The organism is Chryseobacterium culicis (assembly GCF_002979755.1).
GTDB lineage: Bacteria > Bacteroidota > Bacteroidia > Flavobacteriales > Weeksellaceae > Chryseobacterium > Chryseobacterium culicis_A.
On sequence record NZ_PCPP01000006.1, the window covers coordinates 68,866 to 95,477 of the forward strand.

Annotated in this window: 22 protein-coding genes; 17 read left to right on the top strand and 5 right to left on the bottom strand. The window is 37.3% G+C overall.

All coding sequences use genetic code 11. The annotated features are described in order from the left end of the window. Positions 1-242 precede the first annotated feature (242 nt). The 9 genes from CQ022_RS21255 to CQ022_RS21290 all read left to right on the top strand — a co-directional run bounded on the left by CQ022_RS21255 (position 243) and on the right by CQ022_RS21290 (position 8,707). Positions 243-1,754 (top strand): succinate CoA transferase, encoded by a 1,512-nt coding sequence (locus CQ022_RS21255; RefSeq protein ID WP_105684473.1) that lies wholly within the window; start codon positions 243-245, stop codon positions 1,752-1,754. A 220-nt stretch (positions 1,755-1,974) separates the two neighbouring features. After that, positions 1,975-3,249, top strand: coding sequence for an acetyl-CoA hydrolase/transferase family protein (locus tag CQ022_RS21260; protein WP_105684474.1), 1,275 nt, complete (start codon positions 1,975-1,977; stop codon positions 3,247-3,249). 139 nt (positions 3,250-3,388) lie between these two features. Beyond that, a complete protein-coding gene (locus CQ022_RS21265; RefSeq protein ID WP_105684475.1) occupies positions 3,389-4,180 on the top strand; it encodes a hypothetical protein in 792 nt (263 codons plus the stop codon). 21 nt (positions 4,181-4,201) lie between these two features. Further along, entirely contained in the window at positions 4,202-4,282 is an 81-nt protein-coding gene (locus tag CQ022_RS23370; RefSeq protein WP_410492657.1) for a hypothetical protein, read from the top strand. Positions 4,283-4,417: 135 nt separating this feature from the next. Continuing rightward, the gene (gene hppD / locus CQ022_RS21270) at positions 4,418-5,548 is read left to right on the top strand and encodes a 4-hydroxyphenylpyruvate dioxygenase (protein ID WP_105684476.1); all 1,131 of its coding nucleotides are present in this window, start codon (positions 4,418-4,420) and stop codon (positions 5,546-5,548) included. A gap of 71 nt (positions 5,549-5,619) precedes the next feature. Then, positions 5,620-6,081: a hypothetical protein gene (locus CQ022_RS21275; RefSeq protein WP_105684559.1), complete on the top strand. Its 462-nt coding sequence runs from the start codon at positions 5,620-5,622 to the stop codon at positions 6,079-6,081. A 53-nt stretch (positions 6,082-6,134) separates the two neighbouring features. Next, positions 6,135-7,382, top strand: coding sequence for a fumarylacetoacetase (gene fahA, locus CQ022_RS21280; protein WP_105684477.1), 1,248 nt, complete (start codon positions 6,135-6,137; stop codon positions 7,380-7,382). Between the two features lie 32 nt (positions 7,383-7,414). Then, complete coding sequence (locus CQ022_RS21285; RefSeq protein WP_105684478.1) at positions 7,415-7,822, top strand: GxxExxY protein; 408 nt, start codon at positions 7,415-7,417, stop codon at positions 7,820-7,822. Positions 7,823-7,882: 60 nt separating this feature from the next. Beyond that, entirely contained in the window at positions 7,883-8,707 is an 825-nt protein-coding gene (locus CQ022_RS21290; RefSeq protein WP_105684479.1) for a flavin reductase family protein, read from the top strand. A gap of 191 nt (positions 8,708-8,898) precedes the next feature. Here CQ022_RS21290 and CQ022_RS21295 read toward each other — a convergent pair whose 3' ends face one another. Then, a complete protein-coding gene (locus tag CQ022_RS21295; RefSeq protein ID WP_105684480.1) occupies positions 8,899-9,405 on the bottom strand; it encodes a hypothetical protein in 507 nt (168 codons plus the stop codon). A 49-nt stretch (positions 9,406-9,454) separates the two neighbouring features. Further along, positions 9,455-10,297 (bottom strand): alpha/beta hydrolase family protein, encoded by an 843-nt coding sequence (locus CQ022_RS21300; RefSeq protein ID WP_105684481.1) that lies wholly within the window; start codon positions 10,295-10,297, stop codon positions 9,455-9,457. 61 nt (positions 10,298-10,358) lie between these two features. On the opposite strand from CQ022_RS21300, the gene CQ022_RS21305 reads away from it, so the two are divergent. From CQ022_RS21305 to CQ022_RS21325, 5 genes are all read left to right on the top strand, one after another. Further along, entirely contained in the window at positions 10,359-11,615 is a 1,257-nt protein-coding gene (locus CQ022_RS21305; RefSeq protein WP_105684482.1) for a PKD domain-containing protein, read from the top strand. Between the two features lie 15 nt (positions 11,616-11,630). Then, entirely contained in the window at positions 11,631-12,404 is a 774-nt protein-coding gene (locus CQ022_RS21310) for a HipA family kinase (RefSeq protein WP_105684483.1), read from the top strand. Then, on the top strand, positions 12,391-12,774 hold the full coding sequence (locus CQ022_RS21315; RefSeq protein ID WP_105684484.1) for a DUF3037 domain-containing protein: 384 nt from the start codon (positions 12,391-12,393) through the stop codon (positions 12,772-12,774). Before CQ022_RS21310 ends, CQ022_RS21315 begins: the two co-directional genes overlap by 14 nt. Positions 12,775-12,794: 20 nt before the next feature. Next, complete coding sequence (locus CQ022_RS21320; protein ID WP_105684485.1) at positions 12,795-13,829, top strand: alpha/beta hydrolase; 1,035 nt, start codon at positions 12,795-12,797, stop codon at positions 13,827-13,829. Between the two features lie 194 nt (positions 13,830-14,023). Continuing rightward, a complete protein-coding gene (locus tag CQ022_RS21325) occupies positions 14,024-15,865 on the top strand; it encodes a carbon starvation protein A (protein WP_185126840.1) in 1,842 nt (613 codons plus the stop codon). A 222-nt stretch (positions 15,866-16,087) separates the two neighbouring features. Here CQ022_RS21325 and CQ022_RS21330 read toward each other — a convergent pair whose 3' ends face one another. After that, the gene (locus tag CQ022_RS21330) at positions 16,088-18,856 is read right to left on the bottom strand and encodes a TonB-dependent receptor plug domain-containing protein (protein WP_105684486.1); all 2,769 of its coding nucleotides are present in this window, start codon (positions 18,854-18,856) and stop codon (positions 16,088-16,090) included. A 211-nt stretch (positions 18,857-19,067) separates the two neighbouring features. Next, complete coding sequence (locus CQ022_RS21335; RefSeq protein ID WP_105684487.1) at positions 19,068-21,398, bottom strand: ATP-dependent helicase; 2,331 nt, start codon at positions 21,396-21,398, stop codon at positions 19,068-19,070. 431 nt (positions 21,399-21,829) lie between these two features. Between CQ022_RS21335 and CQ022_RS21340 the strand changes: the two genes are divergently transcribed. The 3 genes from CQ022_RS21340 (at position 21,830) to secG (ending at position 25,726) form a co-directional block, all read left to right on the top strand. After that, the gene (locus tag CQ022_RS21340) at positions 21,830-23,143 is read left to right on the top strand and encodes a M16 family metallopeptidase (RefSeq protein WP_105684488.1); all 1,314 of its coding nucleotides are present in this window, start codon (positions 21,830-21,832) and stop codon (positions 23,141-23,143) included. Between the two features lie 53 nt (positions 23,144-23,196). Continuing rightward, entirely contained in the window at positions 23,197-25,242 is a 2,046-nt protein-coding gene (locus CQ022_RS21345; protein WP_105684489.1) for a M16 family metallopeptidase, read from the top strand. A gap of 133 nt (positions 25,243-25,375) precedes the next feature. Continuing rightward, the gene (gene secG / locus CQ022_RS21350; protein ID WP_105684490.1) at positions 25,376-25,726 is read left to right on the top strand and encodes a preprotein translocase subunit SecG; all 351 of its coding nucleotides are present in this window, start codon (positions 25,376-25,378) and stop codon (positions 25,724-25,726) included. A gap of 51 nt (positions 25,727-25,777) precedes the next feature. On the opposite strand, the gene CQ022_RS21355 is transcribed toward secG, so the two are convergent. Continuing rightward, entirely contained in the window at positions 25,778-26,611 is an 834-nt protein-coding gene (locus tag CQ022_RS21355) for a glycosyltransferase family 2 protein (protein ID WP_105684491.1), read from the bottom strand. Position 26,612: the final 1 nt, after the last annotated feature.

Genomic DNA, 26,612 nt, shown 5'->3' on the forward strand with positions numbered 1-26,612 from the left:
TACTCAAAAATAAACTTTTGTGACTTTTGTGGTTAAAAATTCTAATAGATTTATTCAACAGTAAAAAAGTCTATCAGGTTCATATCAAAAAGTATTACTGAATACATACAAAAGACGCTTTAAATCCTTTATTTAAAGCGTCTTTTTTCGTAAATTTGTAAGGTATGGTTAACATATTTAACCATCATTATTTTTCATAACGCATCCTAAGTAATGGTGGTTTAAAACAAAATCAATATTACATGTTAGAAAGAATCAGATTAGAAAGTTTACGCGAAAAAGTTACTACAGCGGAAAATGCTGTAAAAATCATTAAAGACGGTATGACTATCGGGTCCAGCGGCTTTACAAAAGCAGGTGACAGCAAGGCCATTTTGCCCGCACTCGCAGAAAGAGGAAAAACAGAAGACCTTAAAGTTACTTTGATGACCGGAGCCTCACTGGGTCACGGTACCGATGGAAAACTGGCAGAAGCTAATGTTCTGAAGAAAAGAATGCCGTTTCAGGTAGATCCCATCTTAAGAAACAAAATCAACAGCGGTGAGATTCTCTTCATCGATCAGCATTTGAGCGAAAGCGCCGAGCTTCTTCACACCAAAAATCTTCAGAGCATTGATGTCGCCATTATTGAAGCAGCCTATATTGAAAGAGACGGAAGCATTGTTCCTACCACTTCTGTGGGTAATTCAGTAACCTTCGCTGCTTTGGCTAAAAAAGTAATCATTGAAATCAATACAGAGGTTCCTGAAGAAGTATATGGCATCCATGATATCTACCAGGCAGAAGATTATCCGTACAGAAATGTTATTCCTATTGTTGCCCCATGGAACAAAATCGGGAGAAAAAGTATTCCTGTTGACCCTGAAAAAATTGAAGCCATTGTATTTACCAATCGTAAAGACAGCCCGGCAGATATCGCAGAACCGGACGAAAAAACAACAGCCATCGCCAAACACCTTCTTGCCTTCTTTGAGAATGAAGTTCTTTTAGGACGTCTTACAGACCGATTGCTTCCTCTTCAGGCAGGGATTGGTAAAGTAGCCAATGCTGTTCTGACAGGATTCAAAGACAGTAATTTTTATGATCTGACAATGTTTTCCGAAGTACTTCAGGACAGTACATTTGATCTGATCGATTCCGGTAAACTGAGTTTCGCCTCCGCATCATCCATTACCGTATCTCAGGAATGCTATGAAAGAGTCCTGGGAAATCTTTCAAAATATAAAGACAAATTTGTTCTAAGACCTCAGAATATTTCCAATACTCCGGGACTGATCCGAAGATTGGGAGTAATAGCCATCAATACTGCTATTGAATTCGATATTTATGGAAATGTAAACTCTACCCATATCGGAGGTACAAAAATCATGAATGGAATCGGAGGTTCCGGAGACTTCGCAAGGAATGCTTATTTAAGTATTTTTGTGACTCAGGCTGCTTCAAAAGGCAATAATATTTCTCACGTTCTCCCAATGGTATCTCATACCGATCATACAGAACATGATGTGGATATTCTGGTAACAGATGTGGGATTGGCAGACTTAAGAGGTTTAGCACCGAGAGAAAGAGCACAAAAGATTATCGACAATTGTGTTCATCCGGACTATAAAGAAGAATTACAATCTTATTTCGACAGAGCCTGTGAAAAAGGAGGTCATACTCCTCATTTGCTGCAGGAAGCTTTCAGCTGGCATCTTCGATTTGCAGAAACAGGAAGTATGAAGCAGAAAACAGCTGTTGAAACTGCCCTTTAAGATTTTCAGCAAAATAATAAACAGAATAAAAGGACTGAATGCCAATGCATTTGGTCCTTTATCTTTTATACTGAATCTGGTTCATTTTGTATGACAAAAGTCTGTATAATATCCTAAAAATATTTATCTGAATATAAAATTATAAGATTATCTTTGAAAGAATAGAAGTATTTTTTGAGGCAGAAAAATACTCTTAACACCCTTTTAAAAAAGATAAAATATGAATAATTACATCAGTGCAGAAGAAGCAATATATACGATAAAAAGCGGAAACCGTGTATTTTTCCACGGCAGTGCTTGTACTCCCAATTATCTGATTGATGAACTGGCAAGACAGGCTGGACGATTACAAAATGTGGAAATGGTTTCTATTACCCAGCAGGGAAATGTGGAAATTGCAAAACCTGAGTACAAAGACAGCTTTTTCATCAATTCTTTATTTGTTTCCACTCCTGTACGTGATGCTGTAAATTCTGACAGAGGAGACTTTTTACCGGTATTTCTAAGTGAAATTCCTATTTTATTCAGAAAAAATATTTTACCTCTGGATGTAGCCATCGTCACAGTTTCTCCACCGGATAAACATGGTTTTTGTACACTGGGAACTTCTGTGGATATTGCAAGAGCAGCCGTGGATACAGCCAAGATTATTGTTGCCATAGTCAATCCAAGAATGCCCAGAACCCATGGAGATGGAATGCTCCATATCAGCAGAATCCACAAACTCGTTTGGCATGAAGAAGAACTTCCAACTGTAGACTATGGCTCAAAAGTAGGTCCTGAAGAAATGCTGGTAGGAAAAAATGTAGCTGAGCTGATTGAAGACAGATCTACCCTTCAGATGGGTATTGGTACAATTCCAGATGCTGTTTTGAAATGCCTTACCAACCATAAAGACCTGGGAATCCACACAGAAATGCTGAGTGATGGTGTTATTGACCTTATTCAGGATGATGTAATCAACAATAAATACAAAGGCTACAACGATAACAAAACCATAACAAGTTTCTGTTTCGGAACCCGAAAACTCTATGATTATGTGGATGACAATACCGTATTTGCGTTCAGAGATGTAAGTGAAGTCAATTTCCCAATCAATATCATGAGAAACAAAAAAATGGTAGCCATCAATTCTGCCATTGAAATAGACCTTACGGGACAGGTATGTGCAGATTCTATCGGAACCATGCAATACAGCGGAATCGGAGGACAAATGGACTTTATGCGTGGAGCCGCTCTAAGTGACGATGGAAAACCTATCATAGCCATTACCGCAAGAACGAAAAAAGGAATTTCCAGAATCGTTCCTTTTCTTAAACAGGGAGCTGGTGTAGTAACAACCAGAGGTCATATCCACTATGTCGTTACTGAATACGGAACAGCTTACCTGTATGGAAAAAATCTCCGCCAGAGAGCACAGGAACTCATCAGTATAGCCCATCCGGATGACAGAGAAATGCTGGAGAGGGCTGCTTTTGAAAGATTTAAACACTGACAATCAATCATAAAAGATCTCAAAAAGGTTTTTTAACCAAGGACTTAAAAATAAATTTTGAATTCATCATCATAGAATGATCAAAAAACATTAATAATTTGGCAGTATATTTGATAAAACTCTTTCAAAAACAAGGAAATTGAAAACTATATATAATTCGATACGAGAAGAAGTTGTAAAGCATTCCAAAGTAAGGAATTCTGTTTTGGGGAATGTGAATGAATGGAAGAGAAGCCATTATATTATTCTTTCTGAAATTATTAAGGATGAGCTTTCTGAAGCAGAGGAACTGAAAGGAGGAAAGAAATTTGAAATTGGAAATACGATTTCCCATGTTACGCTTCAGCGTTTTTTTGAAAATGATTACCAGGATAAAACCCATAGTGATCTTAGGTTTCTGAAAACACTGGATAAAATATGTATTTTCTTAGGACACAAAGACCTTAACGATTATATTCTTACGATAAGATACAAGAAACAGGGCAAGGAGGAAACTGATGACCAATCCTACCTTACCCAGATGGTGTACGACTACTGTGCAGCAGCTTTTGAGTTTTATAAACTGTTTCCCACCCATAATACGGAACTCTTAAAAGGTCTGGTATTTGATGATTCTCCTTTTTTGGAAAGGGCTTCACAATTCAGTAAAGAGCTGTGTGATAAAGATTTTCATCTAGTTACCAAAAACAACAGATCCAACTACGAAGTTTTTGATATACATGTTGTTACCGATGAGCCCGATAAGAAAATATTAGAATCCCAGGAATTCTGGAATCTTCTCTTCAAAGTGGGAGAAACAGGAGAGGAACATTTTGTGAATCAGCTGAGTACCCAAATCTATTTTATCCGAAAAGTAAATAACATCTGGAAAATATGGGATAATTATAATCCCGATGCAGGAATGCTCAACAGAAAAATTGAGACCATCTAAAATAAGAAAGCCGTAGAGAGTATCTACGGCTTTCATGTTTCGAAATATTTTTTTTCATTTGTCTTTTGTATAACAAATGTAGTCAGCCTATTTCAAACTTAAGAAACTTAAATATACTTAAGTAAACTCTTCTTTAACGTTATGTTAAATATATTCAATGAATCCGTGGTAATATTTTCGCGATATCTAAGAATTTTGTAATTTGCATACCAATAAAATAAAAGTAAAAGAGAAAATATGTCAACACTTACATTTGCCGAGAAAATAGCTCAAGCAGAAAATTTCTTACCGATTAACGGTACAGATTATATTGAGTTTTATGTAGGAAATGCAAAACAGGCTGCCCATTATTACAAAACCGCTTTCGGTTTTCAGTCTGTAGCTTATGCCGGTCCTGAAACAGGAGTAAGAGACCGCGCATCTTATGTACTTCAACAGGGGAAAATCAGATTGGTATTAACTACCGGACTAAAGTCTGACTCTCTTATCAGCGAGCACGTAAAAAAACATGGTGACGGAGTAAAAATTTTGGCACTTTGGGTAGATGACGCTTATGCAGCTTTCGAAGAAACAACTAAAAGAGGTGGAAAACCTTATTTAGAGCCTGTAACGTTAACTGATGAGCATGGTGAGGTAAGAATGTCCGGTATCTACACGTATGGAGAAACCGTTCACATGTTTGTGGAAAGAAAAAATTACAACGGAGCTTTCATGCCTGGATATGAAAAGTGGGAAAGTGATTATAAGCCTGAAGAAGCAGGTTTATTATATGTAGACCACTGTGTAGGAAATGTTGACTGGAACAGAATGATCCCAACTGTAGAATGGTACGAAAAAGTAATGGGGTTTGTAAACATCCTTTCTTTTGATGACAAGCAGATCAACACAGAATATTCTGCATTGATGTCTAAAGTAATGTCAAACGGAAACGGATATGCAAAATTCCCGATTAACGAACCTGCAGAAGGTAAAAAGAAATCTCAGGTAGAAGAATACCTTGATTTCTATGAAGGTGAAGGGGTACAGCACATTGCTGTAGCAACGAAAGATATTATCCACACCGTAACGGAATTGAAAAAACGTGGTGTTGAATTCCTTTCTGCTCCACCAGAGGCTTATTACGACATGGTTCCTGAAAGAGTAGGTCATATTGATGAAGATCTTAAAAAACTTCAGGATTTAGGTATACTTATTGATCATGATGAAGAAGGATACTTGTTACAGATTTTTACAAAACCTGTAGAAGACCGTCCTACTCTATTCTTCGAAATTATTGAAAGACACGGTGCACAGAGTTTTGGTGCCGGAAACTTCAAAGCTTTGTTCGAAGCATTAGAGAGAGAACAGGAAAGAAGAGGTAATCTTTAATTTTACATTAAAAAATATAAGTTTTGTCAGGATACAGTATTCTGGCAAAACTTTTTTATAAAACACACTATATGAGAAAACTTTTAATAGGAACTTTCCTTCTGGGAACACTGGGACTTCAAGCTCAGTATGGAACCCTGAATGAAATCCTTAATCGACTTGAGCAAAGAAAAGGCATCAATCAGCATCTTGAAAATGTAAATATTGACAACAAAAAGTTTGTTTTCATTAAAGATGAAGCCGATCATACAGAACGGGACTTTATTATAATCAAAGGAAATAATGCCACTTATGTAGAAGTTTTCGATGATAAAGCAACTGGAGAAACCAGCTCTAATGTTTTCAGCGGTGATATTATCAGAAAAAAAAATATTATTTCTTTACGGGCAGATATGCTTGAAAATAAAAAAATCCCAATGCCTGTCACCAAAACCTTATTGCTGACACAACAGGATAATATTCTGTACCTCATCGATGTCAATACCAGAGACAGATGGATTGATGAAGCATCTTACTCAAAAAAGACAAAATAAATGTTCCGGGGAATTCCTCTGGAGGATCATTAATCTAACTAAAATCTAAACTTATGAAATCATTTGTAGACTATTCCTCAAATTCGGATTTTTCTATACACAATATTCCTTTCGGAGTCGCAGTTTTTAACAAAGAATATATCGGATGCTGTACAAGAATCGGAGATCAGGTAATTGATCTTGCTACGTTGTACGATCTTGGTTATTTTGAAGATATTGAAGGATTAGACGACAATGTTTTTGAAGCGTATACCATCAATGAATTTATCGAACTGGGTAAACCGGTTACCAATGCTGTTCGTACCAAAATTCAAACATTATTACAGGAAGGGTCTACTTTATCAAAAGATCAGAAAACCATTGAAGAAGCTTTCTATGACCTGGATAAAGTAAAAATGATGATGCCTGTTCACATCCCGAACTACACCGATTTCTACAGCAGCATTGAACATGCTACCAACGTAGGAAAAATGTTCCGTGATCCTGCAAATGCTCTATTGCCAAACTGGAAACATTTACCGGTAGGCTACCATGGAAGAGCCTCTTCTATCGTAGTTTCCGGAACTGAGATCAACCGTCCGAAAGGTCAGATGAAACCTGCAGATGTGGAGAAACCTGTTTTCGGGCCTTGTAAACAGCTTGACTTTGAACTGGAAATGGCCTTCATCATCAACAGAAATACAGAGATGGGAGAAAGTATCTCTACCAAAGATGCTGAAGATGCCATCTTCGGAATGGTAGTTTTCAACGACTGGTCTGCAAGAGATATCCAATCATGGGAATATGTTCCACTAGGGCCATTCCTTGCCAAAAACTTCGGTTCATCTATTTCTCCATGGGTAGTAACCCTTGAAGCTTTGGAGCCATTCAGAACAGCTTCTCCAGATCAGGATCCTGAAGTATTAGATTATTTAAAATTCGAAGGTGATAAAAACTACGATATCAACCTTGAAGTATATATTCAGCCTGAAAACGGAGATCACAACCTCATCAGCGAAAGCAACTACAAACACATGTACTGGAATATGACCCAGCAGCTGGCACACCACACCGTAAACGGATGTAATGTAGAAGTGGGTGACCTATATGCCAGCGGTACTATTTCGGGAAGTGATCCAAAATCTTTCGGATCTATGCTTGAACTGACATGGAGAGGACAGAATCCTTTATCATTAAGCAACGGAGAAGAGAGAAAATTCATCGAAGATAATGATACCATTACCATGAAAGCATGGGCTGAAAAAGATGGTGTAAGAGTAGGTTTCGGGGAAGTTTCCGGTAAAATTATTCCAACACTTTAATTTTTTTTACCGCAAAAGTCACAAAAGGATTTATGATTACGCAGTCATATTTAACAGATCTTACCTATAACATAAATGGTGCTTGTATAGAAGTCCACAAAGTTTTAGGGCCTGGTTTATTGGAAAGCGTATATCATAAATGTCTGGAAGAAGAATTTAGATTAAGAAATATTAATTTTAAATCTGAGTTTAAAGTTCCGGTACATTATAAAGGAAAAGAAATTAACTGTGATTTCTTTTGTGATTTTTTAATTGAAGACTTAATTGTGGTAGAATTAAAGTCAGTTGCAAAGCTTAATGATATTCATAGAGCTCAACTTCTTAACTATATTAATTTAATGAAGAAACCCAAAGGTATTTTAGTCAATTTTAATGTCAAAAATCTATACCACGAAGGACAGGAAACCTTTGTGAATCAATATTATGATATGCTTTTTTAAACTTTAAAGATTAAAGCTATTTTACTTAAAACTTTTGTGCCTTTTGTGGTTAAATAAAATATGAAAACAGTAATCCCTTCCGAGATAACCTCCGTACAACTACAGACGATCATGCAGACTGCCGTTTCACCACGTCCGATTGCACTGGCTTCTACTGTAGATAAAGACGGCAATAATAACTTATCTCCGTTCAGTTTTTTCAATATGTTCAGTACTGTTCCACCTATCCTTATCTTTTCACCATCAAGGAGAGTCCGTGACAATACGACTAAACATACACTGGAAAATGTTCTTGAAGTACCTGAAGTAGTCATTGGAACAGTGAATTTTCCAATTGTACAGCAGATATCTTTAGCTTCTACAGAATATGAAACCGGAGTCAATGAATTTATCAAATCCGGACTTACCATGAAGGATGCAGATCTTGTACAGCCTAAACTGATTGAAGAATGTCCTGTCAACTTTGAATGTAAAGTTTTAGAGGTAAAACCATTGGGAGATCAGGGTGGTGCCGGAAATCTGGTGATCTGCGAAGTTCAGAAAATCCACATCAGAGAAGAATATCTGAATGAAGCAGGAAATCTGGATCAGAAAAAACTGGATATGGTAGCCCGTTTAGGCAGCAACTGGTATTCCAGAAGCAATGAAAACAATCTCTTTGAAGTACCGAAACCTTTGGTCACAAAAGGAATTGGTTTTGATCTGTTACCTGATTCTATCAAATACAGCAAAGTATTTACAGGAAACGATCTTGGGATGCTAGCCAATACAGAGGTATTACCTGCAGGTGACTTCCATGCTGATGAAAACATTCACATAGAGGTTCAGAAACTGCTTCTGGACAGCAAAGTTGAAGAAGCGTGGGTTTTACTCACAATACAATAAAAAGGCGGCCTGAAATTTCAGGCCGCCTTTTTATTGTATGCGGGAAGCCAGAAGTGGAAGGCTGGAAGTTCATAAAGTCTTCTGAATAACTTTTCTCCAAATTAATGACCTTTTGGAAAACAGTTCTATTTTGATTTCAATAGATAGGAAACACCGTTAATGACTTCCAGCTTCTATCTTCCCAACTTATATTATTTCGCTTTCAATGCTTCTGAAACAACAATTTTTCCTTTTTCAGCAAAGTCTGTTATCTTACCATTTTTATCAATGGAAACATTCAGATTATCATTTTTAGCATCATAGTAAATGTTGGTAGCATATCCCGGACAGTCGTGCTGCTTACATCCTGTCAGTTTATAAATTCCATTTTCCGAAGCCACAGGACTTTCTACATTGAAATTTTTTACCATTTCATCATATTGAGTTCCTACCAACTTTTTCAGTCTTTCTGTAATACTTTTATCTTCAAAAAATTTAATATCATGAGGATATTTCCCTACATTTTTAGTAATAATCCGAGCAGATGTAGCAGAAGGTGGTGGTGGTGCAACAGAGTCATTTTTTGGAGTGGACACAGAATCTTTAGGCATTACTGTAGCCAAAGTATCTGTGCTTGTTGAAGATTCTGTTTTAGTTTCTTTTTTACAGGAAACAACACATAATGACAGTGCGAATGCGCCCGCAATAACTTTTTTCATAATTATACTGATATGGTGGTTAATTTATAATAACGGATTTTCATCTGTTTTATTTCAATTTTTCCTTGATAAAATCAATACATTTTTCGGTTACAGTATGCAGATCCTTTGGTAGATCCTTTTCTGCCCATGGTTCTTTTGCTCCGAAGGTATGATTGGCATTTTCAATCAGAAACAGTTCAGAATTCGGATGAAGAATATGAAGGTGTTCCGCCTGTTTCACCTCTACCGCTTCATCGTCTGTTCCATGAATAATAAGCATATGAGCTTTAGCCATTTCTGTAGCCCGCTCTACATCAAAACGGTGAATATTGTTCTCATAATCTTCATAAAATTGATAATAATGAGGCATTTCCTGCTTCGTACGTCCGTTCAGAGCATAATACACCCCCGTATTCTTCCAGTTTTCGAACGCCGCTTCTTTGGGAAAACGTTCTAATGTGTCTACACTGGCCAATGTAACCAATCCGTTGATTCTTTCGTCTTCAAAGGTTTTAATAATAGAAATCCCTCCTCCTCTGCTATGTCCTATCAAAACAATCTTTTCCCCATCCACATGAGGATTTCCACTAAAATGATCAATGACCACACCAAGGTCGGAAAGCTCTTTAGAATAATTGTTATGACCAAAGGCTTCAAGATCTGCAAAGTGTAACGGATCAGCAGCCGTAGTTCCATTATGTGAAAAATTAAACTTAACAAAGAAAAAACCTGCTTCAGCAAATTTTTCAGCCATCAGATTCCAGGCTCCCCAATCTTTATACCCTTTATATCCGTGAACAAATATGATCAGGGGAAGTTTTTCTGTGGTGTCTTTATAAAAAACATCAGCAAGAAAACCTTTTGTTTCTTTATTTTCTAAGTATATATTCTTTTCAACAATCAAATTCATAATATAATTAAATTTTGTTTAATAATATTTATATTTATAACGTTAATTTAAACTGAAATTTATGAAAAAAACTCTACTTTTTTTATTTTTAATTACTTTTTCTTTACTCCTCAGTCAGACCACCAAAAGGGTCTTCTTTATTGGAAACAGTTATACTTACGTTAATGATTTGCCTAACCTCATCCAAAGTATTGCGGCTTCTAACGGAGATGTACTGGAACACCATAGCCAGACTCCGGGAGGAGCTACCCTACAGAACCATGCCAATAATCCCAATGTTGCTTCAGACATGAATCAGGGAAACTGGGATTACGTGGTATTGCAGGAACAGAGCCAGCTGCCATCCTTTCCTTATTCTCAGGTTCAAAATGAGGTATATCCTTTTGCTCTTCAACTTTCAAATCTTTTTAAAAATGCAAATGCATGTGGAAATGTAATCTTTTACATGACCTGGGGCCGTAAAAATGGGGATGGAACAATCTGCCCGGGCTGGCCATCAGTCTGTACATATCAGGGAATGGATGATTTGATCTATGCACGCTACATGGAAATGGCCATGAATAATGAAGGGATTATCTCTCCCGTAGGCAAGGTTTGGAGAACGATCCGAGAACAGAATCCGGCTATTGAATTGTATGATCAGGACGAATCACATCCGAGTTACATTGGTTCTATGGCTGCTGCATATACATTTTACACCATTATATTTAAAAAAGATCCCACACAGATTCCTTTTAACGGGAATCTTAGTCAGGCAAAGGCTCAATTGATTAAAGATATTGTTAAAACAGAGGTGTATAATCAGCCTGGTAAATGGTATATAACGAACAATGATGTTCACAGCAGATTCACCTATCAGATAAATGGAGCAGGAACCGTTCAATTTACCAATACCACACAGAATGCAACCAACTATTCATGGGATTTTGGTGACGGAACGACTTCTACTCTGGAAAATCCAGCACACACCTATCCTACAGGCGGAAATTATAACGTAAAACTTACAACAGATGCATGTGGAGCTACTACGACCAAAACGAAACTGGTGGTTGTAAGTACATTAAATACCGCAGAAACACTTCTGGAGAACGGGATTCAAATTTATCCCAATCCGGCGCTGGACCATATTAACATTGTTTCTAAAAAGAAATTTGAAGTAATTTCACTTACTGAAGCCTCAGGAAAAATCATGCCTTATCGTTTGAATAAGACAGAGACTGGCTACCGTATTTCACTTCAGCATTTAACGAGTGGAGTTTATTTCCTGCAATATAAAACAGATGAAAAGGAGTTCACTAAAAAAATTATTAAAAAATAACCTTATTTTTGCTTCATGCAGAATTTAAGAACTGTAACCGTAATGCGTTACATTCTGCCATTGAGAGAGGGAGGGTCTCTTCCCGCTCTGGCAGAAGCTGATGATGATTTCAAGTATGTGTTAAAATTCCGTGGTGCAGGCCATGGAGTAAAAATGCTGATCTCCGAACTTATAGGCGGAAAGATTACGGAAGCTTTAGGACTTAAAATTCCTGAACTTGTTTTTGTGAATCTGGATGCTGATTTTGGGAGAACGGAAGCCGATGAAGAAATACAGGATCTTCTGAAACATTCTGAAGGCCTGAATCTTGGGCTGCATTATCTTTCCGGTTCTATTACCTATGACCCGGGAGTAAGTGTAGATCCGCTTCTGGCTTCGAAAATTGTATGGCTGGATGCATTCATTACCAACATCGACCGTACTTTTAAAAATACCAATATGCTGATGTGGCATAAAGAACTTTGGATCATTGATAATGGTGCTTCGTTCTATTTCCACCACTCATGGCAGAATTTTGATACAGCAGCAAAAACACCTTTCAAATATGTGAAAGACCATGTGCTTCTTCCTAAGGCAAAAATGCTTGATGAAGCAGATGCATTTGCTCATGAAATCCTGAATGATACTCTTTTCAGAGAAATTGTCAATATGATTCCTGAAGACTGGTTACATTGGAATGATGCCGATGAAACACCCGATGAAATCCGTGAGATCTATTTTCAGTTTATGAAAACCAGATTAGAAAATTCTCAAATCTTTGTAAACGAAGCGAAAAATGCAAGAGGATAAAATATATGAATACGCGGTAATACGCCTGGTGCCCAAAGTTGAAAGAGAAGAGTTTTTCAATATCGGACTGGTGATGTTTTCTAAGAAGGAAAAATTCATCAAAGCAGAATTCTATTTGTGTCCGGACAAATTCAAACTGATGCACAGCAAACTGGATTATGATGACATTATCCAAAATCTGGAAAGTTTTCAGAAAATTGCGAATGGAGATAAAGATGGTGGACCTATTTCTTTTCTGGATATTCCGGAACGCTTCCGCTGGCTTACGGCTGTAAGAAGTTCTGTGGTACAGACCTCAAGACCTCATCCTGGAAAATCCAAAGATCTGGATACTACTTTTGGTAAGCTTTTTGAGGAGTTAGTAAAATAACACATCCTTAAAAATTTATTATGAATTCATCGATAAACAACATATCAATCTACAGGTTTTTTACAAACCTGTTTTTTGTTTTATTCTTAGGTTTTTCTAATTTATTTTTTGCCCAGAACTTTTCACAGGTACAGGTTAAAACTCCTCCTGTAAAAAGCACCTTACTTCCTGAAATAGCCAATCTGTCTGAGGATATCGTATATAAAACCAATAAAAAAGGGAATCCTCTTGCCCTGGATTTATATATTCCTAAAAATGTTGCCGCTGAAAAAATACCTGTACTGATCTATGTTCATGGAGGCGGATGGATTGAAGGTGATAAAGTAGTTCATGCAGACAATTATCTGGAAACCACTGTTGAAAAATTATTGGCAAAGCAATATGCCGTGATCAGTATTAATTATACGCTGCTGAATGACAGTACTCATTTTCCACTGCCTCTGGAAGATACCAAAGATGCTATCAGATGGGTAAGAAAAAATGCAGATAAATATCATTTCGATACCAATAATATAGGTCTTTTCGGAGCTTCAGCCGGAGCTCACCTTTCCCTGATGGCGGCTTATACTCCCGACAATACTTATCTTGGAAGTCCGGAGCTTTCGTCTTATTCTGCCAAAGTAAATTATGTAATTGATCATTATGGTCCTGCTGATCTCAACAAACTTTTCCACACAAAACTAGGAACAATCCCTGTAGCACTGATCGGATTAATGTCAAAAAAGATTGTCGGTTTACAGGAAAATCTGGTAAAAGGAATTTCCGGGTATGATATCAGAAAAGATCAGGACAGAGCCATCGATTATCTGAATACCTTATCTCCAGTTAATTTTGTTTCGGAAGGAGTTCCAACTTTAATTGTTCAGGGCAATAATGACAAAATTGTTCCTTTAAACCAATCTAAAAAACTTCACAGAAAATTAAACAGAGCCAAAATACAAAACGCTCTCATCATTGTTGATGGCGGAGTACATGGTTTTGGAACAACTGATAAAGCTTATCTGGATAAACTCACGGATGAAATGGTAGATTTTGTTCTTTCACAAAAGAAGTAATATACATTTACCTATCCATTTTAAATTCAAATAACTATAAATCAATATAATAAAATACATTTCAACAACAAATTTGCTAGATTGATATACATATTGATATTTTTTCATTGAGAATTAATTACCTTGGCTATTGTTTAAATTATTAACAACAAAAACACCAATCAATTAATTATTTATCAATAAAAATAAGCAATATGGAATCTTTAAACAATATCAATGCGCTTACTCTCATATTTGTATCTGTTCTTATTTTTGCAATAGCTTACCGTTTCTATGGTATTTTTATTGCCAATAAAGTCCTCCGGCTCAACGACCAGAATACCACCCCTGCCGTGGAATTTGCAGATGGTAAAGATTATGTGGCAACCAATAAAAATGTACTTTTCGGACATCACTTTGCTGCTATTGCTGCTGCCGGACCTTTGGTAGGGCCTGTTCTTGCAGCACAGTTCGGATATCTTCCCGGTGCTTTATGGATACTGATAGGATGCGTACTGGGTGGCGGAGTACATGATATGATCGTACTTTTTGCTTCAGTAAGACATAAAGGACAGAGTCTTGCCACTATCGCCTCTAAAGAAATAGGAAAAACAACAGGAACTGTAGCAGGTTTTGCCATCCTTTTTATTTTGATTCTCACATTGGCAGGATTGTCTCTGGCTTGTATCAATGCTATGCATGAAGCTTCATGGTCTCTTTTTACCGTTGTAATTACCATGCCCATTGCCATCATTATGGGACTGATTATGCGCTATAAAAAGAACAGTGTTCTGTTTGCCAGTATCCTTGGAGGAATCCTCCTGATTGCCGGAATTATTGGGGGACATACGCTCATGCAGAATCCTACGATGAATGGTTTATTTTCATGGGATATTAAAACAATTTCTATTGCAATTCCTTTGTATGGTTTTATTGCGTCTGTATTACCGGTTTGGCTTCTTTTAGTTCCTAGAGATTATCTTTCAACCTATTTAAAGATCGGAACTATTATTATGCTGGCTATCGGGGTAATTGTTATTCATCCTACGATACAGATGCCTGCCATTACAGCTTTTGTAAATGGTGGTGGCCCTATTATTGGCGGCCCCGTACTTCCTTTTATCTTTATTGTGATTGCCTGTGGAGCCATTTCCGGATTTCATGCTGTGATTGCAACAGGAACCACTCCGAAAATGCTTAACAAAGAGAGAGAAATTCTTTTCGTGGGATATGGAGCCATGCTTGTGGAAGGTTTTGTAGCTTTAATGGCACTTATTGCTGCCTGTACGCTAATGCCTGGTGATTATTTTGCCATCAATACTCCAAAAGAAGCTTATGATTCATTTCTTGCAGCCCATCCATCACTACACGGAGTAGATATTGATTATTACTCACAGAAAATTGGTATTGATCTTTATGGAAGAACCGGAGGTGCTGTATCTCTGGCTGTAGGAATGGCTCATATTTTCAATAAAATCCCGTACATGGATCAGCTGACAGCTTATTGGTATAATTTTGCCATTATGTTTGAAGCAGTATTTATTCTTACCGCTATTGACGCGGGAACAAGGGTGGGACGTTTCTTTTTACAGGAAATGCTGGGGTCAGTAGTTCCAAAATTCAATGATAAAAACTGGATTCCGGGAATTATTATCAGCAGTATTCTTTTCACTTTTGCCTGGGGATATCTGGTGTATACCGGAAATGTAAACAGTATCTGGCCATTATTTGGAATCAGTAATCAGCTATTGGCAGCCTGCGGACTCATTGTCTGCACAACAATGCTGATCAGGATGAACAGAGGAAAATATGCTTTATGCTCGGCTATTCCCGGCGTTTTTATGGCTGGAATTACATTCTGGGCGGGCTATATTCAGGTAACAGCTATTTATATTCCAAAAGGACAGTATTTACTGGCAGTTTTAGCAGCCACAGCAATGGCTCTTATGCTTATTGTATTTATAGGAGCTTTCATCAAGTGGTATCAGCTGCTTAAAATCAACACCACTGAAATTGATCATTATGGTGAACCCGTGAAGGAGCTGGTAGAAAGGTAAAATTCAAATTTTATAAAGAAAAACCATTAAGGAGGATTGAAGAAATAAGTATAGTTAAGATGAATCTTTCTGATTCTTAAGCTAAAAGCGAAGCTTATCTTAATACTCTTAAGCTCTTATTATATCTTAATGGTTCAAAAATAAAAGTTTAATTCATATTACATAAAAAAACAGTTCAGGATTTCTGAACTGTTTTTTTTAAGCATTATCTTTTGTTTTTATTTAAAAATTGAAATTAAGTCTTGCGAAAACATACCTTCCATTCTGTCCAAACTGTGAAGTGGAACGTGAATAGATGAATTGGTCGTTATTGGTAGAAGCGGTAAGGTTTTTTGTCGGATAAATATCAAACAAATTATTTACCCCTAAAGTTAATCCTACATTTTTAGTAAACTGATAGGCAGCAGATAAATCAGTGATGATCTTATCTCCGATCGGTTGGTGTTCATTAAAATCAATGATTCCATCTCCATTCACATCAATAATATCAGCGCCTGTTACTTTTCCGAAATAGGTATTTCTCAGGTAGAAAGTTGCATTCTTCCATGACAGCGTGTGCGAAAGACTGGCTTTCACTCTCGGTACAGCTTCTTCCAGATACACTCTTGATTTTTCAGAAAAGTATACTTTCTCAAGCTGTGGCGACTGCAAAAGTCCTGCAGAATGGATATCTCCTACCTGCTTGGTTTTATTAAGGTTAATCGCAAAATTATTATCCAGTTTAAATCCTGAGAATCTTGCATTATGTGAAATTACCACATCTAAACCTTTTGTTTCAGTATCAATGGCGTTGGTAAAGAACTGTGCGGCATTGATTCCCAACTGATCATAAGCTTCCTGTGCTTTCTGAGGAACGCTTGCTCTCAGGAACTGGTCAGTAAGAATAATACGGTTATCAATTCTCGTGAAATATCCGTCTGCAGTAAAGCTAAGTCCAACAGCAGGGATTCTGTAAGTAAATCCTACACTTGCCGATTTTGAGGTCTCCTGCTTCAGTTTTGGCATATCTAATAGCCCTGCCAGCTGCGAATCATTACTGAAAGTTCCTACTTCCAGAAGTTGATTATTCGTAAACAATGTAGACGTTACGTTATAATAAATCTGGTGAATAGATGGTGCTCTGAACCCTGTAGAACCTGCAAATCTCACATTGAAATTAGGGGCTACCTTGATTCTTGAAGCCAGTTTATAATTGAAAGTCGATCCGAAATCCGAATAGTTTTCATATCTCGCTGCCGCATCTACCAGTAACCAGTTGGTAAAATTAAATTCAACATCTGCATAGGCTGCCACCGACTGTCTGTTTTTATCCACGGCATTTCCAGGTTTAAATCCGTTAAAGACCTGTGATCCCCCGGGAAGCGCTGCTCCGAAGAAGTCTGTAGGTCTCACAGAATTTCCGTTCCATACATTTCCGGAAACATCATATGTGGCATAAGAAGCTTCCTCACCCTGAGTAATTTTAAAATTCTCATAACGGTGTTCAGCTCCAAATGCTACGTTGATTCCTTCCCATACATCATATTTTTTAGAAAAATCTAAATTGATGGTATTTTGAGAAAATCGCAGTCCACCCGCATTAAACTCTCTTGGTGAAGCAAAACGCAAAGAGGTATTTCCTGTATTCTGAATGTTATAGGTAAAGGAATTCTGTCCGTAAGTATTACTGAAATCAATATTCCAGCCGTCCCATTTTCCTTTGATTCCGGCTGCTAATGAAATATCCTGAATATCTGTTCCGATCTGTGGTAGATAACCACTAGAATATAATCCTGTAAAGGTTCTGCTTTCGCTTGGCCTTCTGTAAAACCCTCCGGAAGTTCCGTGTCTTAAGCTATATCCTCCAAAAGTATACACTTTCCAGTTGTCACTTACAGGAATTTCAGCATTTACAAAAAGCTGGTGATTATTAAGCTTAGACTGCCCTACCTGCATATTAAAATCCTTTCTCGTCTGTCCTCTGTAAGCCAGCTCCTGATCTGTGATATAATTAAGCTGATCTCTGGTGAAATTTGCAGATTTCAAAACATTTTGTAACGCAGAAATGGTATTGGCTCCCTGGATTGAATTTTGCAGATCCGGAGAGAAATAGCTTACATTTTGCGCATACTGATGTACATAATTTACAATCTGCTGTGAATTGGGAGTATTGTTGATATTTGTAAAAAGAGAAGAAAGATTCACTCCGTCATTCAAAGCACGTTGTTCAATGGCGTTATAAGCATTATAAATAGGACCACTTTCAGTTCCGGCTCTGTATGTTGGGTTTCTGAACTGTGAAGACCAGGTAATATTAAAGAAACCTCCTTTAGTACCGATTTTATTACCATAGTTTAAATCCAGCTGAATATTCTGTCCGTCAAAATCTCCGGTATGGTCATTAGCTGTTGGCGTTAAATTTCCTCCATAACTGATCTGTCCTGCCAGTTTTCCGGTGTCTCTTTTCAGATCAAGATTGATTACTCCGGCAATAGCATCAGATCCATATTGGGCAGAAGCACCGTCCCTTAATACTTCAATTCTGTTTAAAGCAAAAGATGGAATAGCATTCAAATCGGTTCCTACAGTACCTCTTCCGGGTGTTCCGTTTACATTCACTAATGCTGAAGTATGTCTTCTTTTCCCATTCACCAAAACCAAAACCTGATCCGGACCTAATCCTCTCAGCTGTGCAGGATCCAAATGGTCTGTTCCATCGGAATTAGTCTGAATAGTAGAAGTAAACGAAGGCGCTACCGCATTCAGAATCTGTCCGATATTGGTTTGCGGAAGGATGATTGAAGATTCTTTCACATTGAATACGTCTACAGGAACCGGGCTGTCTACTTTAGATCTGGCTCCGGCTCTTGAACCCAATACAACTACTTCTTCAACCGTATTGGTTTTTATGGTGTCTTTATTTGCTTTTATGCTGTCTTTTTCCTGTCCGTAAGTAAATACGCCTAGGAAAAATAAAACAGAGGCCGAAAGAATAGTTTTCTTATTTTTCATAGTTTAGAATTTGATAACATTTATGTTTTTTACAAGGTGCAAATGTAGAACATATTTATTAGTCTACAAAAATAATAGACTTTGTTTTTGTAAAAAACGGTTATTGTTTCTTTCTATCCCTCACTTAAAGTTAAGATAATTTAAGGAAACATCCATAAAAAAACGGATCCAAAAATTGAATCCGTTCGTTTTATATTGTTTTGTTCTGAAATTAAATCTTAGTCAGTTTCGCATATTTCAGGATCAGGTTTTTCTCTCCTTCATGAATGAAAATAACTTTTGCTTTGATATTCTGAGGATCTGTTCCATCCAGAAAACTAACTTCACCTATCCCAAAACGGTCATGTCTCACTTTATCTCCTACTTCAATATCCTGAGAAGAAGCACCGCTTGGATTGATAATTTTAGCCGTGCTTACGGGTTTCAGCTTTCTGACTTCCGGTGCCGGTTTCGAGGTATCTCCTCTGTCAATTGACTTTTTCTCGACCTTTTTGAATGATTTCATTTCGGAAGGATGCTCATCAAAGATATTGGATCTTACTCCTGAATTATTGATAAACCTTTTTTCCAAAGCAGGGTTAAGGAATTCAATATATTCATCATCAATTTCACTTAAGAATCTTGAAGGCTCTGCATCGGTAATTTTTCCCCATTGAAAACGGGAAACAGCATATGAAAAGAATACTTGCTTTTCAGCTCTTGTCAATGCTACATAAAATAATCTTCTCTCTTCTTCCAGATCTTCTCTGGTGGCAGAACTCATAAAACTAGGAAACAGGTTTTCTTCAAGCCCAACCAAATGTACAACCGGGAATTCCAGTCCTTTTGAAAGGTGAATAGTCATCAAAGAAACCATATCATCTTCCAGGTTTTTATCCTGAGTATCTGCGGAAAGAGCAATATTTTCAAGGAAATTAGAAAGACTAGGATCTCCATCCTCAAGCTGCATCTGTTCTTCAATGAATCCCTGCATAGAGTTCATCAATTCCTGTACGTTTTCTACTCTGGAAATTCCTTCAGGAGTCTGATCATCTTTTAAAAATTTAATTAAACCGCTTCGTTTTGCCACTTCCATCGCAACGCTGTAAGCCGTTTCTGTTTTCAGCAATACCTGAAAAGCCTTGATCATAGACCAAAAGTCATTCAGTTTGTTTAAAACTCCATTGTTCAGACCTAGCTGAGGTGCGTACATCGGAAGATTATCCAATACCTTTGAAACCGCAATATTGTGAGCATCTGCAAAAACGATCAGCTTATTCTGAGTCGTTTCCCCAATTCCTCTTGCAGGATAATTGATAATCCTCATTAAAGCTTCAGAATCATTTTCATTGATCAGAAGACGAAGATAGCCAATAAGATCTTTTACTTCTTTCCTTTGGTAGAAAGAAAGTCCTCCATACACTTTATATGGGATATTTTTACGTCTCAGTGCATCTTCAAAAGCACGGGTCTGAGAGTTGGTTCTGTATAAAATGGCAAAATCGCTGTACTTTCTCTGGTCACGGTTACGAAGTTCCCAGATATTTCCTGCTACGAAATTGGCTTCATCAGCATCGGAAAGAGATCGGTAGATTTTAATCTTATCTCCTTCTTCATTATCACTGAATACATTTTTTTTAAACTGCTGTAAGTTTTTCGCAATGACTACATTAGCCGCATTTACAATATTCTGTGTAGAGCGGTAATTCTGTTCCAATGATACCGTTTTGGCATCAGTATAATCTTTTTTAAAGTTTAAGATATTATAGATATTCGCTCCACGGAAAGAATAAATAGACTGTGCATCATCTCCTACCACACAGATATTCTCAAATTTTGAAGCTAAAGCTTTTACGATAAGATACTGAGAGTGGTTGGTATCCTGGTACTCATCTACCATGATGTATCGGAATCTATCCTGATATTTTGCCAGCACTTCCGGAAAACGGGTAAGCAACTCATTGGTTTTCAGTAGCAGGTCATCAAAGTCCATAGATCCGTTTCTGAAACACTGATCTACATATTTCTGATAAATCTGTCCAATGAATTTCATATTCGCTTTTTCATCAGCTTCCATCAGCTCTGGATTGTTGAAATAAGCTTTTACGGTGATCAGATTATTCTTATACGTTGAAATTCTTGCCTGAACTTTTTTAGGTTTATAAAGATCCGCATCAATGTTCATATCCTTCAATACTTTTTTGATCACATTCAGGGCATCCTGCTGATCATAAATGGTAAAGTTGGAAGGATATCCCAGGTAGTGGGCTTCAATTCTTAAAATTCTGGCAAAAACGGAGTGAAAAGTTCCCATCCAAAGACTTCTTGCATTGCTGTCTCCTACTACTTTTGCGATACGGTCTTTCATTTCACGTGCCGCTTTATTGGTAAAGGTAAGCGCCAGGATATTGAAAGGGTCTATTCTATTGTGAATTAAATGGGCAATACGCATGGTCAATACACGCGTTTTCCCGGAACCTGCTCCGGCAAGTACCATCAAAGGTCCTTGTAAAGAGGTAACGGCTTCATATTGTGATTCGTTGAGTCCTTTCAAATAGTCCATACAGCAAAAAAATTTTGGGAACACAAAATTAAGGTATTCAGAGCAGAATTCAAACTTTCATAGAGAAGTTCGAAATTTTGAGTACCAGGATTGGATCGTGGGATTATTTGTCAATGGTCAATTTTGCTTCGCAAGTGAATTGTGAATGATTACCCATCGATTAGAAAATTTCTCTATAATGATTATTGGTAACCTTAAATCTCACAACCCAAATCACGTAAATAAACAAACACAGCGAATTACCATCAATTAGAAAATTTCTTCCTATTGATTATTCATAAACTTAAATCACGCAACCCGAATCCCGAAACAAAAAATTCACAAGCAAAGCGAACTCACCATTCACCACTCACGTTTACCTAACTATTTCTATACATTTTGTAACATTTAATTCACTTTTTATACTAATTGGTAAACAATTTCTAAATTTTATGAAAAAGCGATTTCTTTCTGCTGCTGCCGTAGCTTTCTTCGGGCTAATGCTGAATGCACAGCAAATCAAATTCGAAGAGTATGACCTTCCTAATGGTCTTCACGTAATTCTTCATCAGGATAACTCGGCACCGGTTGTAACGACAGGTGTAATGTACCATGTAGGTGCAAAAGATGAGGTAAAAGGCAGAACAGGTTTTGCTCACTTCTTTGAACACCTTTTATTCGAAGGAACTCCTAACATCAAGAGAGGAGAATGGTTCAAAATCGTTTCTTCAAACGGAGGGCAAAACAACGCCAATACGACTAATGACAGAACGTATTATTATGAAACATTCCCTTCCAACAATGAGCAACTTGGACTTTGGATGGAGGCTGAAAGAATGCGTCAAGCTGTAATCAACCAGATTGGGGTGGATACACAGAGAGAAGTTGTAAAAGAAGAGAAAAGATTGAGAATGGATAACCAGCCTTATGGAAATCTTTTCACAACGATTCAGAAAAATTTATTTACCAATCACCCATACAACTGGCCAACAATTGGTTCTATGGAAGATTTAAACTCAGCGAAACTGGAGGAATTCCAGGCCTTCTACAAAAAGTATTACGTTCCGAATAACGCAACTTTAGTAGTAGCAGGAGACATCAAACCTGAACAGACTAAAAAATGGATTGAAACGTATTACGGAGGAATTCCAAAAGGAACACTTTATCCAAAAGATTACCCGAAAGAAGCTCCTATCACACAGGAAAAAGAGATTACTGCTACGGACCCGAATATCCAGCTTCCGGCTTATGTTTTCGCATACAGAACTCCGGCTAACAAAGAAAAAGATGCGTATGTTTTAGATATGCTTTCTTCTTATTTAAGCAGTGGTAAGTCTTCTGTTTTATACAAAAAATTAGTAGACCAGGATAAAAAAGCGCTTCAGGTAGCTGCTTTCAATCAGGGCCTTGAAGATTACAGTATTTTTGCCTTCTTCGCGATTCCAATGGGACAAACTACGAAACAGGCTTTACAGACTGATATTGATGCTGAAATCAAAAAGCTTCAGACTACTTTAATTTCTGAAGAAGATTACCAAAAACTTCAAAACCAATACGAGAACCAATTTGTAAATGCGAACTCAAGCATTCAGGGAATTGCTGCTTCATTGGCAACCAACCACGTATTGATGGGTGACACGAATTTGATCAACAAAGAAATCGACATTTACAGATCTATCACAAAACAGGATCTGCAAAATGCAGCTAAAAAGTATCTTAATTCCAACCAAAGAATAATCATTAATTACGTACCTGAGAAAAAGTAATCATTTCAACTTTTTAGGTTACCATATGATTATTAAAAATTAAATTTTTACAAATGAAAAAGCAATTAACATATATAGCTGCAGCGTTTTTCTTTACAGGAATGGTTTCAGCACAAAAAATAGATCTTAATGCCATGCCAAAACCAGGGCCTACTCCTGCGATTAACATAGCGAAGCCAAAAACTTTCCAGCTAAGCAACGGTCTTACGGTAATGGTAGTAGAGAACAACAAACTGCCAAGAGTAAGTGCAAGCCTTTCTATGGACAGACCTCCATACCATGAGGGAGCTGTAACCGGAGTAAGCGAAATTATGGCTGAACAGTTCGAAAACGGAACCACCAACATCAGCAAAGATGATTTCAACAAAAAAGTAGACTACCTTGGAGCAAATCTTAATTTTTCTTCGGGAGGAGCTTCTGCCAATTCTCTTTCAAAATATTTCCCTGAAATTTTGAATTTGATGGCTGATGCGATCATTAATCCTAAATTCTCTGCTGAAGAAATCCAAAACTCTAAAGAAAGAGCTGTTGAAGGATTAAAATCTGAAGAAAAAAATGCTTCTTCTATCGCACAAAAAGTTTCTAAAGCTTTAATGTACGGAAAAAATACTTCAAGAGGTGAGTTTGAAACCGTTGAATCAATCAACAAAATTCAGTTAGCTGACGTTCAAAATATCTATAAAAAATACTACGCTCCGGATAATGCTTACTTAGTAATCGTTGGAGATGTAAAATTTGACCAGGTAAAACCTTTGATCGAAAAAGCTTTCAGCGGCTGGAAAAAAGCAAACACTCCTATCGCTCAATTAGAGCCGGCTTCGAATGTTGCTAAAACAGAGATCAATGTAGTGGACGTTCCTTCAGCCGTACAGTCTGTTGTTTCATTAAACAACCTGAACACCCTGAAAATGAAAGATGCCAACTACTTCCCGGCTACCATTGCCAACTATATCCTTGGTGGAGGTGGTGAAGCAAGACTTTTCATGAACCTTCGTGAGAAAAACGGATTTACGTATGGGGCTTACTCCAATATGGTTGCCAGCAAATACTCTCCGGAATTCTCTGCCAGCGCAAGTGTAAGAAATGAAGTTACCGACAAAGCGGTTAAAGAATTCATGAATGAGCTTAATGCTATTTCTACAGTAAAACCTGAAGAGCTGGCTAATGCGAAGGCTAAACTGAAAGGATCTTTCATCATGTCTTTAGAGCAGCCAGCAACGATCGCAAGATTTGCTTTAAATCAAAAAGTTCAGGATCTGCCTGCTGATTTCTATACCAATTACTTAAAATCTATTGATAAAGTAACTGCAGCAGATGTTTCCAATGCAGTAAAAGCTACTATTTTACCGAACCAAAGCAGAATTTTCATCGCTGGTAAAGCATCTGATATTTCTGAAGGTCTTGAAAAACTAGGTTATCCTGTAAAATATTTCGATAAAGAAGCTAACCCAGCAGCAAAGCCAACGGTACAAAAAGTAGATGCGAACGTAACAGTAGCTTCTGTAGTTGACAAATACATCAATGCTATCGGAGGAAAAGCTAATCTGGCAAAAATCACTTCTTATACAACAAATGCGTCCATGTCTATGCAAGGACAAAGCATCGATTTTAAAATCGTTAGGGCACAAGGTGGAAAGGAGCTTACTACAGTAACAGCAATGGGACAGGTTGTTCAGAAGCAGGTATTCGACGGAAAGACGGGCTACTCAATGCAAATGGGCCAAAAAGTGGACATTACACCGGAAGAAGTTGCTGAAAAACAAAAGAATCCTGAACTCTTCGAAGAATTAGGTTTCGCCAAATCTGCTGATTATAAATTAGGCGGAATTGAAAAAATCGGCGGTGAAGATTCTTATGCAATTAAAGGCGGAGATACTACCTATTACTACAGTGTTGCAACTGGATTAAAAACCGGAGAAACCAAAAAGGTAAAGGCTAAAGGTCAGGAAATGACTATTCCAACAACATTTTCTAATTACAAAGAGGTAAACGGGGTGAAAATGCCTTACACCATCTCTGTAAGCCAAATGGGAATGGATATGACTATGGCCGTGAAGTCTTATGAGATCAATAAGGCTACTGATGCTGATTTTAAATAATAACATCCTATTTTTATAGAAAAAACGGCAACAATTGTTGCCGTTTTTATTTTTATCAACATTTGGCGACATCTTTTTTTGTCATTCAGTAAAAAAAGATTAAATTTGCCCATTCAAAAAGATATCAGAATTAATGGATACTATATTTACACTATTGATGGTTCTTGTTATGGTTGCCAGCGTTTTATTGGTAATTATCGTTATGGCACAAAATCCAAAAGGAGGAGGCCTTTCCAGTACATTCGGAGGTGCATCATCAGCACAGTTCGGGGTACAAAGAACCAATGATTTCATGGAAAAAGCAACATGGACTTTAGGCGGAACTATCATCGTTCTTATCCTTTTAAGCGTTGTTATTACAGGTAAGCCATCTCAGGCACTTCCTACACAACAGCCAGCAAAGAAAGAAGCTCCGGCAAAACAGTCAGCACCTGCTTCTTCTACAACAACTCCGGCACAGACTCCTGCTGCTCCGGCAAAATAAAAAGAACATTATCTTACATACAAAAAAAGCAACTCAAATTGAGTTGCTTTTTTATTTTAACTTGATCTTTTCAATCTGATGGCGGAGCTTCAACCCTGCCTTTAAAAATGAATACTGCACAGGTTTTGATTCTTTATAATATTTATCAATAAAGATCTGCATGGCTCCATAAAATCTATTGAGGTATACCTCATCTTTAACCGTGCTTTCACCCTTGTGATGAAGAATAGAAACTTTCCCGTAATAGAAGTTCTTATATCCGTTTCTTAAAAACGTATAACAGAGATCAATATCTTCACCATACATGAAGTAAGCTTCATCAAGCCCTCCTATTCTCTCATAAACTTCTTTTTTAGCCAATAAAAATGCTCCGGTAATCACTTCCACTTCTGCAACAGCATCTTCTTCTATATCGTCTCTGTAATAGGATTTGGAGCTGTTTTTTTTAAAATTGGTAAACAGCTTTTCAAAAGAATTGAACATATCCGGAACCGAACGCTTACTTTCAGGAAGAAAATTCCTTTGTGTATCATGCATTCTCACTCCAAGACATCCGAAAGAAGGCTGTAAGTCTGCAAAATCCAGAAGTTCTTTCATATAAAACCCTTCAAATTCAGTATCAGGATTCAAAAGCAATACATATTCTCCTTTTGCCTTTTTTATAGCCTGGTTATTAGCTTTTGAAAAACCGCCATTCGTTTCAGAAGAGATAAAATGTACATTGGAAAATTCCGGAATAAGATCTCCCCAAGAACTATCCGTAGAAGCATTATCAATGACAATAACTTCATATTCTATCTCCTGTACGTATTTCTGAAGAGATACGAGACAGCTTCTGAGCAATTGGGTCACATTATAATTAACGATGATAACAGACAGCTTCATA